Source organism: Algoriphagus sediminis (genome assembly GCF_030403435.1).
Lineage (GTDB): Bacteria > Bacteroidota > Bacteroidia > Cytophagales > Cyclobacteriaceae > Algoriphagus > Algoriphagus sediminis.
On record NZ_JAUEPH010000004.1, the window covers coordinates 118,881 to 131,811 of the forward strand.

The 12,931-nt window shown below is 40.0% G+C and carries 11 protein-coding genes; 3 read left to right on the plus strand and 8 right to left on the minus strand.

The genetic code is table 11. The features are described from left to right. Window positions 1-18: 18 nt before the first annotated feature. Together dinB and QVH07_RS09810 are read right to left on the minus strand one after the other, a co-directional pair. Entirely contained in the window at window positions 19-1,236 is a 1,218-nt protein-coding gene (gene dinB, locus QVH07_RS09805; protein WP_290000006.1) for a DNA polymerase IV, read from the minus strand. Beyond that, window positions 1,236-4,193 carry a DNA polymerase III subunit alpha gene (locus QVH07_RS09810; RefSeq protein ID WP_290000008.1) on the minus strand — a complete coding sequence of 986 codons (2,958 nt, stop codon included), beginning with the start codon at window positions 4,191-4,193 and terminating at the stop codon, window positions 1,236-1,238. Before QVH07_RS09810 ends, dinB begins: the two co-directional genes overlap by 1 nt. Before the next feature lie 70 nt (window positions 4,194-4,263). On the opposite strand from QVH07_RS09810, the gene QVH07_RS09815 reads away from it, so the two are divergent. Both QVH07_RS09815 and QVH07_RS09820 read left to right on the plus strand, forming a co-directional pair. Then, a complete protein-coding gene (locus tag QVH07_RS09815) occupies window positions 4,264-5,019 on the plus strand; it encodes an XRE family transcriptional regulator (RefSeq protein WP_290000010.1) in 756 nt (251 codons plus the stop codon). An 89-nt stretch (window positions 5,020-5,108) separates the two neighbouring features. Continuing rightward, window positions 5,109-6,002: a cation diffusion facilitator family transporter gene (locus tag QVH07_RS09820; RefSeq protein ID WP_290000012.1), complete on the plus strand. Its 894-nt coding sequence runs from the start codon at window positions 5,109-5,111 to the stop codon at window positions 6,000-6,002. Here the strand turns inward: QVH07_RS09820 and QVH07_RS09825 are convergent. From QVH07_RS09825 to QVH07_RS09850, 6 genes are all read right to left on the minus strand, one after another. Further along, on the minus strand, window positions 5,990-7,702 hold the full coding sequence (locus tag QVH07_RS09825) for an adenylate/guanylate cyclase domain-containing protein (protein ID WP_290000014.1): 1,713 nt from the start codon (window positions 7,700-7,702) through the stop codon (window positions 5,990-5,992). The two genes, QVH07_RS09820 and QVH07_RS09825, sit on opposite strands and share 13 nt — an antisense overlap. Window positions 7,703-7,867: 165 nt before the next feature. Next, window positions 7,868-8,347, minus strand: coding sequence for a hypothetical protein (locus QVH07_RS09830; protein WP_290000015.1), 480 nt, complete (start codon window positions 8,345-8,347; stop codon window positions 7,868-7,870). Between the two features lie 195 nt (window positions 8,348-8,542). Then, the gene (locus tag QVH07_RS09835) at window positions 8,543-9,049 is read right to left on the minus strand and encodes a hypothetical protein (RefSeq protein WP_290000016.1); all 507 of its coding nucleotides are present in this window, start codon (window positions 9,047-9,049) and stop codon (window positions 8,543-8,545) included. 78 nt (window positions 9,050-9,127) lie between these two features. Continuing rightward, window positions 9,128-9,601 carry a hypothetical protein gene (locus tag QVH07_RS09840; protein WP_290000017.1) on the minus strand — a complete coding sequence of 158 codons (474 nt, stop codon included), beginning with the start codon at window positions 9,599-9,601 and terminating at the stop codon, window positions 9,128-9,130. Between the two features lie 10 nt (window positions 9,602-9,611). Further along, window positions 9,612-10,682 (minus strand): DUF819 family protein, encoded by a 1,071-nt coding sequence (locus QVH07_RS09845; protein WP_290000018.1) that lies wholly within the window; start codon window positions 10,680-10,682, stop codon window positions 9,612-9,614. A gap of 71 nt (window positions 10,683-10,753) precedes the next feature. Beyond that, the gene (locus tag QVH07_RS09850; RefSeq protein WP_290000019.1) at window positions 10,754-12,274 is read right to left on the minus strand and encodes a M20/M25/M40 family metallo-hydrolase; all 1,521 of its coding nucleotides are present in this window, start codon (window positions 12,272-12,274) and stop codon (window positions 10,754-10,756) included. 191 nt (window positions 12,275-12,465) lie between these two features. On the opposite strand from QVH07_RS09850, the gene QVH07_RS09855 reads away from it, so the two are divergent. Next, on the plus strand, window positions 12,466-12,924 hold the full coding sequence (locus QVH07_RS09855; RefSeq protein WP_290000021.1) for a (2Fe-2S)-binding protein: 459 nt from the start codon (window positions 12,466-12,468) through the stop codon (window positions 12,922-12,924). The last annotated feature ends 7 nt before the right edge of the window (window positions 12,925-12,931 follow it).

The window sequence follows — 12,931 nt, forward strand, 5'->3', positions numbered from 1 at the left end:
CTGAGACTGCCTACTAAATCATTCCCTCCTATTCGCGAGCAATGGCGGAGCTTCTCCCGTAAATGGATTAAAGCGTCCAATCGTTTTGGCACCAAAGCCTGACGCTCTCAGTACTGCACGATCCCCAAACTTATCCCTCAGATAATCCATGGCATTATACAGCTGAATCAGCTCAGGCTTATCATCAAATAGATTAATCTGATGTCCGCCTTCTACCAGGTGACTGAAGCGAACCCCCACCATCCGAACGAGCAGACGCCGATTGTAAAGCTTATCGTACAGATCCATCACTACTGGGAGTAAAAGGTGGTCTGAGGCGCTGTAAGGCACTTTTCGTTGTTGCGTGTAGGTTGTAAAGTCGGAATACCGAATTTTGACAGTCACGCATGCAGTCAGCTTATTTCCACGTCTGAGTTGGAAAATCAGGTTTTCAGCCATAGCGGTGATGATACTTTTCAGTCTGACCACATCCGTGGTATCCTGATCAAAGCTTCGCTCCGTAGAAATGGATTTACGTTCCTGATAGGCAATCACCGGAGACAGGTCTATTCCATTGGCCTTTTTCCAGATAGATATCCCATTCTTCCCAAAAACCTTTCCCATGACTTTCACAGGCATCTGCTGAATATTCTGGATACGCTTCATCCCAAAGTCACAGAGCGACTGATAGGTCTTATTACCCACCATCGGGATTTTTTTCACTGAAAGAGGAGAAAGAAACCCCTTTTCTGTACCTCGCTGGATATGGATTTTGTTATTAGGTTTAGCTTCTCCGGTAGCAATCTTTGACACGGTCTTATTAATCGATAGTCCAAAAGAAATAGGCAGGCCTGTTTCCTTAATGATTCGATCCCTCAACTCAGAAACCATTTTATAGCATCCGAAGAACCGGTCCATTCCCGTAAGGTCTATATAAAATTCATCTACAGACGACTTTTCGTATAGAGGCACCTCTTCCTTAATGATGTCCGTAACCATATTGGAATATTTGGTGTAAATCCCTGTGTTTCCCCGAAGAATAATCCCTTCGGGACAAAGCCTTTTTGCCAACTTCATGGGCATGGCGGAGTGGACTCCATACTTCCTGGCCTCATAGCTACAGGCTGCCACCACTCCCCGGTCACTGGTTCCACCAACCATTACAGGCTTACCCACTAACCTACTGTCTATCAGTCTCTCACAGGATACAAAAAACGTATCCAAATCCATATGTGCTATTGATCTATTATCTTCCATTACGCGGCATATCTTGGGTCTTCGATGATGGGTAAGCGGCTCATGCACGTCACCTCTATACTTATACTTTCAAACTCTTCCATCACCTTTCCGGTGATCTTATACACTCCCGGCCCGGAAAAGGGATAGCGCTCTGCCACGGGTGGAAAATGTACCGTATCGATGAAATCCCCTGCTGAATCCAGAAAGGTTCCGAAATACATGCGTTTACCATTTGATGTGGATGTATTCTTGGTACAAATCAAGTAGCCATCTATACTGATGGTTCTTCCTACCATGGAGGGTAAATCCCTGGCCAATAGAAGATTCGGCTCATGGTCCTTAATCAGATCAAAAGGAGATTCCAGCGTAAAACCAAGATGCTCCAGCTGATCAAATGCCTGCTCGCTGTCTGTACTGGGTAAAGGCGGTAAATCAAACTCTGCTCCAGGCGGCCGAAACAGCAAAGGAATGTGTTCCTCGAATGAAACCCCGTTGATTTTCATATGGGCTTCCCAAAGTAGGCTACGCTTATCCTTCCCCATACTTCGAAGCCCATCCACTTTGATCAGAATGATCAAATTCTCTAATGTAACAGAGACTCTATCAATCAGGTCATCCAGAGAATCAAAAGGCCCATTTTTAACTCTTTCACGAATGATTTTCTGCGCAAAATTGCTATCCAAGGACTGTATGGTATGAAAGCCTAGATAGATGTCTTTTCCCTTAATGATGGTTTGCAGATTACTCCGGTTCACACAAGGAGCATGAATAGTGCCTCCATTCATTCTGGCTTCATGCACATAAAGCTCACGACTGTAGAACCCTCCCCCATTATTGATTGTGGCTACCATATATTCCAGGGGGTAGTATGCCTTTAGGAAAAGACTTTGATAGCTTTCCACTGCATAAGAAGCCGAGTGCCCCTTGGCAAAGGCATAGCCGGCAAAACTTTCTGTCTGACGCCATATTTCAGCTGTCAGTTCATCTGAATAGCCCTTTTCTTTACAGTTCGAAAAGAACTTAGCCTTTACTTTCTGGAACTCATCCTTCGAACGAAATTTACCTGACATCCCTCTTCTAAGCATATCTGCTTCTCCCAGGTCCAGTCCGGCAAAGTAGTGTGCCACTTTGATTACATCTTCCTGATAGACCATCACTCCATAGGTCTCCGGCATGATATCCAGCATAATGGGATGCGCATCTTTTCTTCGTTCAGGTTTTCTGTAGCGCTGGATGTATTCCCGCATCATCCCTGACTTTGCCACGCCGGGTCGAATGATGGAGCTGGCGGCTACCAGCCCCAGGTAATTATCTACCCGTAGCTTTTTCATCAGCATGCGCATGGCAGGTGATTCCACATAAAAACAACCAATGGCTTTGGCTTCTCTCAGAAGCTCTTTGATCTTCTCATCTTCCTTAAATCTCTTAAAGTCATTTATGTCCACACGAACACCGACATTACTTTCTACGATATATACTGCATCACGAATTTTACCCAGTCCACGCTGGCTCAAAATATCAAACTTATACAGTCCAATATCTTCTGCAACGACCATATCAATCTGTGCAGTGGGGAATCCCTTCGGGGGCAAAAAAGTGGCACAGTACGTCTGAATCGGCTCATCTGAAATAATAATGCCCCCTGCGTGAATCCCCAGGTAATTTGGCATATCCTGCAGATAGCTTGCATAGCGAATGACTAGCTGGGAAAGCTTATCCAGAGCATGGTAATCAAACTTGCCTTTGGCTCGGGTGAGCACATCGATCTCATGCTTTGGTAGCCCCATGACTTTACCCAGTTCACGGATAGCTGCTCTATACTGAAATGTGTTGTAAACAGCCACCAAAGCTGTATTCGGGAAGCGATTGAAAATAAATTCAATCACATCATCCCGATCCATCCAGGAAAAATCGATATCAAAATCCGGTGGGTTCTTCCTATAAAGGTTGATAAATCGCTCGAAATAAAGATCGAGGTCTATAGGGTCCACATTAGTTATCTGAAGCAGATAGGCGATAATACTATTCGCCCCACTTCCTCGACCCACATAGTAAAACCCTTTGCTACGAGCATATTTCAGTATCTTCCAGTTGATCAGGAAATAGGAAACAAAACCCTTCTGTCGGATGATCTCTAATTCCTGCTCTATGCGTTTATAAACTCTCTCTGAAGGTCTGGGATATCGATAAGTTAGCCCATCATAGCTAAGCTTTCGCAACAATCTGAAATCCAGCTCTTCATTCCCTGAATAACATTTTTGATTTTTAGGTGTGCTGCCATTTATATCTATTTTCACCTCACAGCTATCCAGTAAATCTTCTGTGTTTTTAATAATCTCTGGGAAGTCCCGAAACTTCTCACGCAGTTTTTCCACAGGAAGCATCTGATGCCACTCTTCTGCTTGCTCTTCTTTTGGAAGCTTACTCAGCAAAACGTTTTTGTCAATAGCTCTAAGCAAGCGATGCATGTTAAAACTGGTCTTTCCGAGAAAACTTACCGGATGCAAAATCACAAGCTTATGGAGTTGATTTTTCCATTTTGAGAAGCGTAGTTGATTTAATTCCTGAGACGCTACGCCGATAAATTCATTGGCTTTTAGTTGCCAATCAGCTTTCTCGATTTTCTTGAATGGATAGATGACATAAGTATCTGAAAGTAGTGGTGCTCGATCCGGGATCACAGCTTCGCTTTTGAGAAGAATTTTAGATAAATAATGGTTGATCTGAGTATATCCTTCAGCACTTTTAGCTAGCATAATAAACTGTTTTACAGCACTATTTCTAAAGTCAACCCCAAGTATTGGTTTAATGCCGTACCTTGGAGCCATTCGAAAGAAATCCATGCAGCAGCTGCTGATGTTGATATCCGTCAAAGCCAGTGTCTTTACCCCACTTTCCTGCGCTGTTTCCAGGAGTTTTTCCAGCGAAAACGTCCCATATCGAAGACTGAAATAAGAATGTGTATTGAGATACATTTTTATATCTGATTTTGATATTTCGAAATTAGCTACATAATCAATCACTAATTGCTTATATTTGTAGTAAATGCGACGAATAGCGACAAACCTCAGTTTTCTAAGAAAAAATCGTGGAATGACCCAGGAGCAATTGGCAGAAGAATTGGGCATTACAAGGTCAAGAATTGGCTCCTATGAGGAAGGTAGATCTGAGCCATCCATAGAGATATTAATCCTCATTTCCGGCTACTTCCATTTGCCCATTGATGCTTTGGTCAAGCATGACCTCTCTAAATCCCAGAATAGAACATTCATAGACATAGGCAATCAGAGGGTACTCTTCCCTATTGTGGTGGATGAGAAGGAAAATGACATTATCGAGGTAATCTCAGCTAAAGCCTCAGCAGGGTACCTGAATGGATACTCTGACCCGGAATTCATTGAGCAATTAGAAAAGATCAAGCTACCTTTTCTGCCTACTGGCAAACACAGAGCTTTTCCGATCAAAGGAGACTCCATGCTTCCGCTAAAGGATGGATCCTTTGTGATTGCTCGTTTTCTGGAGAGTATACAGGAACTTCATGAGGGCAAAACCTATGTGATCCTCACTGAGCAGGATGGAATCGTGTACAAGCGGGTCTACCGAAAAGATGAAGAGACTCTGGAATTACACTCAGATAATAAGGACTATGCACCTTATGAGGTAAAACTGGAAGAGGTGCTAGAACTATGGGAATTCAGCTGCAGTATCAATATGTCTGACTTCGAGGAAAAAGAACTCAAAATCAGTCATATGCTCAAGATGCTCAAGGATATGCAGACTGAGCTAGAAGGGATGAAGTAGAACGTCTGGAAATTCAATTAAGAAATATGGAATAAAGTGATCTTTCTGAGCTCACTTCACTTACCAATACTTTTCCTTAGATTAAGACCATGGCGCATCACCATCACCATGTACACTCTCATCATGAGGCAGAAGGAAATATCAAAACTGCATTTTTCCTGAATCTGGCCTTTACGCTAATTGAAATTATTGGTGGCTTTTATACCAATAGTCTAGCGATTCTTTCTGATGCAATTCATGACCTAGGTGATAGCTTAAGCCTTGGGCTTTCCTGGTATTTCCAGCGAATTTCTAAAAAAGGGAGAACGGAAACATTTTCCTATGGCTACAGACGCTTTTCTCTATTAGGGGCTTTGATTAATTCGGTGGTATTGATTATTGGCTCCATTATTATCCTCTACCACGCCATTCCTGAGCTATTTAATCCAGAAAATACGGATGCAGAAGGCATGATGTATCTGGCAGGTCTTGGGGTACTAGTGAATGGAGCAGCCGCTTTTAAACTTAGAAAGGGCAAAACACTGAATGAAAAAGTGGTTACTTTACATTTACTCGAGGATGTTTTGGGCTGGTTTGCTGTGTTAGTCGGAAGTATTCTCATGCAGTTTTTTGAGCTTCCATTTATTGATCCTCTTCTTTCGGTATTGATTTCATCCTGGGTTCTCTGGAATGTCTTTAAAAATCTTCGTAAAAGTCTTTTGGTCTTGCTACAAGGTATTCCTGAAGAAATAGTCATGAACGACATTCATACAAAACTTAAAAACTTTACTGAAATAGTTGGGATTCATGATTGCCATATTTGGTCTATGGATGGAGAGTACAATGTGCTAACTATTCACCTGAAGCTCGATCGTGACTACAAACTTTCCGAACAGATCGAGTTAAAAAAGAAGTTCAGGAAAGTCATTGAACATGAGTCAATTCATCATGTAACCATGGAATTTGAGACAAAAGAGGAAGACTGTGATCTTCAGGATTGCTGAGAATCGATTGGATTATTAAGGAAGTACATTTTCCAAACTCCCCTATTTTTTACTTCCACAACACCCCTAAATTCACAGGAATAATGATCTTTCAGGATTTCGTATGTCGTCTCGGAGATATTTATTTTTCCGTTTTCGGAATTGGTCTCCATACGACTGGCCACATTCACGGTGTCTCCCCAAATATCGTATTGCCACTTTTTAAGACCAACGATTCCAGCTACTACTGGACCTGTATGAATTCCAATTCGCATTTCAAAATCTACAATTCCATCCGGTTTATCCCTTTTAATAAAATCCATCATTTCCAAGGCTGCCTTGGCGACATCCAAAGCATTGCCTTCCTTACGATCTGGAATTCCTCCTGCAGTCATATATGAATCCCCAATGGTCTTGATTTTTTCAAGTCCATATTTCTCAGATATGCGATCAAATTCTTTAAAATAAAAATCAATGCTTTGAACCAATTGCTCTGGAGGTATACTTTCCGCCATGGAAGTGAAGAAAGCAAAATCTGAAAAAAGTACAGTTACATCATCGATTTTCTGAGCTTTGACCTTTCCTTCAGCCATTAATTCATCCGCGATTTCCACAGGAAGAATGTTTAATAATAGATCGTCTGATCTCTTCTTCTCCTTTTGGATTATTTCCTTGGTTTCTTTTTCAAATTTGAACCTTCTAAAGATTACCCAAACCAATAACCCTGCAAGTAAAAGCAAAAGAATAGCTCCATAAAGAAGTAGTTGCTGCCTTTTCGATCTAATTTCTACAATGGCCAGCTCAGCTTGCTTTTGTGCAACCTCAAATTCTGTTCTTTGATCCGCCATATCCCTGATCGTTTCTAGATTATTTAAACTATCACGATAAGCGATATAGGTTCTAAAATAGTCAAAGGCCTCTTTAGAAGAACCCAGCCTTTCATAAATGTTCGATAAAAGTAAGTTTGACTCTTCTTTGGCTTTTGGCAGATCATACTCCCGTGCTAATTCAAGGCTCTTTTTTGCGTAAGCAAGACTTTTTTCTAACTCGTTTTGATCCAAATAGACCAGTACAATTGATCTTAGGATTTCGGATATGTTTGAATAGTCGTAATAATCTTCAAAAATCTCAATAGACTCATCGAGATACTCCTCGGCTAATTCATCATTACCGCGATTTGCCTCAATAATTCCAAAACTCCCTAACCAGTAAGGTTTGTATCCTTCCAAGCCTGTCACCTCAAAAATTCCTTTTGCCTTTTTTATCAGGAACTCCGCAGAATCTACCTTTCCCATTTTTAGATATAAATCTCCTAAATTATATATGCCAGTGGCATATCTAGTAGAGTCATCTCTGGAATAAAGGTTGTTTTCAAAAATTTCTATACCTCTTTTGTAATAACTAATCGCGCTTTCTTCATTCTTGCTATCTGCAAAATTCCCAGCTATAGCAATAAAAGAGTTCCCTACAAGCATGTCTGAATTCATCCTTTCAGCCATTTTTACACTTACGAGATACATTTCTAGGGCCTTTGAATAATCTCCAATGTAATAGTAAGCATTGCCTCTTTGTAAGTATCCATCATACAAAAAAGGATGCAGAGAATCCTTAGCTGCTATTTCCAAAAGTAATTGCGAGTATTTTAAGATACTGTCCGGAGCTTCCTCCATACCTGATATTAGGGATAGAACATCAGGCTGCTCTGACTCCGGAAGTTCCATAACTATACCCTTTAAACTATCTAAGTCTCGATAATCCTCTGAAGTGTATTGCCGGGCAAAAGTTTTTGAACAAACAACAACAAAAATTATCAAAAAGGAATAGTGAATCCGCATAGTGGATCAAATATGTGCTAAGCCAATAATTTAGGAACTCAAGTAAATATGTTACCGAACCCTTAATCTTGGATCAAGTTCAAAATTCCTGGTTTCACCGGTATTTTTGGATTTGATTGAAAACCTTATGGTGTACTTTATTGTACCATCGGCAGAATTGTCATTCACTTTAGCTTTAGCTTTCCTTCCTCCTCCCTGCAATGGGTTTTTTGTAAACGCGTCGATATCACCCCTCCAAGGAAAATCCAAGAACTTGACTTGATAATTACTTGAGTTATCTCCAAAATCAAGAATTTCCCAGATTACAAACTTACCACGATAAGCCTCTGACTCGAAATCCTTAGGATTGCCATTTGGTGTTTTACCTTTGTTATCATCAACCAATTCACTATTACTTTCTACATCTCCACCATTAAAAATAGTTTCTGCGTCTATTTTGAAATCGATATGGATATTTTTAGGGCCTTGAGCAGACGCCATCTGTATGGTTAACATCGATAAAAGAAGTGCGAAAAAGAATGTTGTTTTCATTTGCATATGGGTTGTATTTATTGTTGTCTTTGGATTGGTAAACCTATGAGAGATCAAAGTATGTAATATTTTTGGATTAATGGTTTTTGAGGTTTAAAACACTGTCCTCATAACTTTCCGCAGATTGATTGAATTTTGAATTATCTGTTTATTAAACCAGGTTTCCGGTTTATACTAGAACCTTAATTAAAAGATTTAAGCTTGAGTATGCCTTCTTCTCACTTTTATTTTCGGATCAATAGTAAACCTCTTTTTTCCTCCATTATTTTCCCCGGTCTTCTCCTGAATCAGAAAAAATGAAAGAGAATATTCAGGATCATCAAGATTTGGATCCTCATTTTTTACCCTCTTACGCAAACGCGATCTTCCTCTTCCCCTGACGGTGTCCCACCTAAATGGAGATTGACCTTTTTTAAATTCTATTTCGTCGATTACCAAAGCATAATCATATCCATCATTGCCAACTACAACAAGCTTCCAAGTCACATAGCTTCCTACCCAAACATCACTTTCAAAGTCTTTGCCACTACCCCAGGTGTGGGTTGAGTTGATGATATTATAAAATGTTTCTAAGTCCTCTTTGCTTGGATTTTCTGCTGACCAGAGGGCACTTGCATTAATTTCGTAGGTAATCACCACATCCTGTTCCTTAATGACAAGTGGTCTTACCACTTCACCAAGCTGCTCTTCATACTTTTCCATAAAAAATGAAATTTAAATCGAAAAATTTATTCTTAGAAAGATACTAAAAATATTAAAAAAATGTATTTCAAATTATAATTATTGCAATTCATCAAACTTTAAATCATAATCATATTGTAGATCCGGGTGAAGACTTTCTACCAATTTTTGAGCTTTTTTGATCTGAACCTGATACAAGTTATCAAGGACACTAGATCGATGGTCTAAGAAACCCTCTTCTTTGAGTCGAAGACAGAAGTAAAGAATTACATCTATCTGCTGGGCTTTATCTTTAGTTAACTTGAGGAGCTTATTCATCTTTCTACGAATTTTTTGAGCAGATTTTTTTGCATAGTAGTAGTGATCAGACCGAGCATTTTGAAAGTCACTTTCGAGTTCCTCCTGAACCATTTCTACATAAAGATTTGGCTGTTCAAGCTGATTTAATTTAAAAAATAAATACGCCTTATTATCTCTATTGAATTTGGCTAAATCTACCATCAAAACCTGTAATTCATTATTATCCAGGTGATTCAATTCCTTTTTTAACTGGGCAAGACTTGGAAACTTCATCCTCAATATTTTACAGTGATTGAAATAGGAAAATGGTCAAAAACCCCCATGCAGTTCCTGTCACCATGCTCAAAATGGCCAACAGGACCGCATGAGGCATGAGATCTTTTCGATAAGCTGCAGTGACCGCAGGAGCAGTGGAAATACCTCCCAAATTAGCCATAGATGCTATAGGAACCCAAACCAGATTCAATCGAAGAAGTTTGGCTATCAATAGCATTCCTACAAAGTGTAGAATCAACCAAATTAAAACTAATTGAATAAATTCCATTGGTAAAGTGAGGTTCGAAAAATCCAATTTCAACCCAAGAATTGCCATGACTAAAACGATTCCTATTCCACCGATTTTTAAAGAAAACTGAGCATTCCAACTAGGAATGAAATTGCCAAGGGCAAATCCTAAAACCGATAAACTCACGACCATTTCGAGAAATGATAAATTCAATAGATAAATAGTTGAAGCTAAAGCGAGAAAAATTAGCAGGACAAAAATTGGTTTTACTTTCCTTCCATACTTTTCCGTCTCTCCTTCTAATTGTTCCGGTAGCGGATCATTGATATTAAATAGTTTCGAAAGGGAATCAGCCTTTTTGATGAATTGAAACATAAGAATGGTCCAGATATTCACGAGGATATTATCAAGGACCAAAACAGATAAAAATAAAGATTCAGGGGTATTTGCCAGTTCTTTAAGAATTAGCTGACTGGTACTTCCTCCTATCCAGCCTCCTACTATTGGAACCAGACCCTTCCAGTAAGAATCTCCTAAAAAAAGTAACTCTGCATTAGTATCAAGGGCTGAGAAACTCAAAACCAGAAGAACAGGAAGCGTAGCAATTATGGCTGATCCAAAAAAGAAAAGAATTAGTGGTCTAAAGCCTACAATCGCTAACTGTCTTACCGGTAGGGCACTCATGACTGCTAAAAGTGTAATTGGGATGATCCAATTTCTAGAAAATGGATGTAACCAAACATCAGATAAATTCCAATCGAAAATATGGGTAAAAGCAGCGGGAATTACATAGGCGAATAGAATAGCGGGAAACCAATCCAGTGCTACTTTGATTGCTTTATTTTCCACCTTGCTTATTTGCAAAACGAAAACTAGAGTCAGGACAACAATTGATGTTGCAGCTATATCCTCAAATGACATTATTGAAATGGCTGGGTCAGAATGGAAAGGCAACTTTGAATACCCTCTAAATAATTGCCAAGTCTTAAATTTTCATTGGGAGCGTGAATATTGTTGTCTGGATTAGGCACTCTCACTGAAACTGCCGGTATGCCCAAAACATTAATAAAAGGTGCCATAGGTTGTGAGCCACCAGTCTGCCGCATTTTTACATAATTATTTCCAAAAGCTCGTGACATTCCAGAGCTCAGCCACTGAGCAAAGTCGGAATTTAAATCAGCTCGAAAAGGCTGAGAGCCTAATCTATAAGAAAATGAAGCTAGCTTTTCATATTGTCGTCTTTCCTCCTCCGTAGGCTCCCCTTCAATCAGATGGTATCCTTCAGCCTCGATGAATGATCTTACTAATTCTACCTGTCTGCTTCCGGGAGCTTCTTTCACAGTACGCATATCAATTTCCACAGTCACTTCATTCGGGATAATGGTTCTCACCTCATTACCAACCCATGCGCCACTGATTCCCCTGATATTCAGTGATGGAAATTGAATGGCTTGTTGATAAGATTCTCCTACCTGATCCATACCCTTAAATCCAAGCTTTGCCCCTATTTCCTCATTTGATTCCGGTACTGCTGCCATGACCGCGAGATCTTCCTCGGTAAAAACTACACCCTCATAAAACCCAGGAATCAAAACTCTCCCATTTTCATCTTTGATTTTTGCTAACAACTGAGCGGTTCTAAAAACTGGATTAGGGGCAAAGTTTCCATACTGACCACTATGTAAGTTATTTTTGGCACCATAGATTTTTAAGGTAATTGTGGCTATCCCTCTGGCACCAAATGCTAGCGTGGGAAGATTAGAAATATGGCGAGTACCGTCCATAATCATAATCCCATCAGCCTCAAATGTTTCCTTATTTTTTTCTACCAAAGAAGCTAATTGTGGTGAGCTGATCTCTTCCTGAAAATCAAATATCATTTTCAAATTAACCGACGGCTCAATGCCTTTTTCGCTCAAAATGTCAAGGGCGGAAAAAAAAGTCATCCCAGGGCCCTTGCTGTCTGAGGCTGACCTTGCGAAAACTCTCCAGTCAGGATCTATTTTCCTTTCCAGGTTTTCCCAGTCAATTTCCTTCCAATCCCCGTTTTCATTCTCTTTCAAAACTGGAATCCAGGGACTTTCCTGAGACCACTCTGTGCTATCCACAGGCTGCCCATCTACTTGAAAATAAACCAAAATAGTCTTCTTTTCGGGGTTATTTCCCTTTTGAGCAAAAACATGTTTAATCCCATTTTCCACAAGAATCTCTCCTTCGATATTCCTTCTTTCCAGGGCATCAAGGATCCATTGGACATTTGCATCCATATCTTCCGGAACTGTAGGAAGGTTTGGAAAACTGAGGTATTCCTTGTATTCCTTTAAGGATTTAGGTAATTGATTTTCAGATAGGGCTAAGATTTCATTTTTGCTCATCTGAGCAAATGAGGGGAAACCAATGATAAGGCTTAACCAAATGAAGGTGAGGATGTAATGTTTCATGCTGAGTGAAAGATTTGAATATTACACAAATAATCAATTCATCCATTCACCTATTACAGTAAATTTTCCTTGGACAAAATTCCGAAATCGTAGGATTTTCACCTTTCACCACGAACTATCGCCTGTTGGGAAATTCTAAAACCATTGTCATTTTTTTTATGTAAATTCCTCTGTTTAAAAAGAATTAAAATATGGCAGTTTTCAATCTTAATGTTAATGGTAAAAAACGCAAAGTGGATGTTGATCCCGACACCCCGATGCTTTGGGTACTTCGTGATCATCTTAATCTAGTGGGAACTAAATTTGGGTGTGGTATCGCCCAATGCGGGGCTTGCACCATCCATGCAGATGGCAATGCTATCCGATCCTGCTCCACTCCTATCTCGGCTGTGGGTGATATGGAAATTGTAACCATAGAAGGGCTTTCGCCAAATGGAAATCATCCGGTTCAGGAGGCCTGGATAGAGCATGATGTCCCTCAATGTGGTTATTGCCAGGCTGGTCAAATCATGAATGCCGCTGCATTTTTGAAGAAGAACCCTAATCCTAGCAAGGAAGAAATCACGTCTGCTATGAGTGGAAATATTTGCCGATGCGGAACTTATACAAGAATTAATGCGGCGATTCAGACAGCTTCTAAAAAATCATAAATCCAAA

Coding starts and splice junctions, on each gene's coding strand:
- QVH07_RS09830 (WP_290000015.1), bottom strand. CDS start 8,347: ATGAAAACAACATTCTTTTTCGCACTTCTTTTATCGATGTTAACCATA.
- QVH07_RS09820 (WP_290000012.1), top strand. CDS start 5,109: ATGGCGCATCACCATCACCATGTACACTCTCATCATGAGGCAGAAGGA.
- QVH07_RS09810 (WP_290000008.1), bottom strand. CDS start 4,193: ATGTATCTCAATACACATTCTTATTTCAGTCTTCGATATGGGACGTTT.
- QVH07_RS09825 (WP_290000014.1), bottom strand. CDS start 7,702: ATGGAACTTCCGGAGTCAGAGCAGCCTGATGTTCTATCCCTAATATCA.
- QVH07_RS09840 (WP_290000017.1), bottom strand. CDS start 9,601: ATGAAGTTTCCAAGTCTTGCCCAGTTAAAAAAGGAATTGAATCACCTG.
- QVH07_RS09835 (WP_290000016.1), bottom strand. CDS start 9,049: ATGGAAAAGTATGAAGAGCAGCTTGGTGAAGTGGTAAGACCACTTGTC.
- dinB (WP_290000006.1), bottom strand. CDS start 1,236: ATGGAAGATAATAGATCAATAGCACATATGGATTTGGATACGTTTTTT.
- QVH07_RS09815 (WP_290000010.1), top strand. CDS start 4,264: ATGCGACGAATAGCGACAAACCTCAGTTTTCTAAGAAAAAATCGTGGA.
- QVH07_RS09850 (WP_290000019.1), bottom strand. CDS start 12,274: ATGAAACATTACATCCTCACCTTCATTTGGTTAAGCCTTATCATTGGT.
- QVH07_RS09855 (WP_290000021.1), top strand. CDS start 12,466: ATGGCAGTTTTCAATCTTAATGTTAATGGTAAAAAACGCAAAGTGGAT.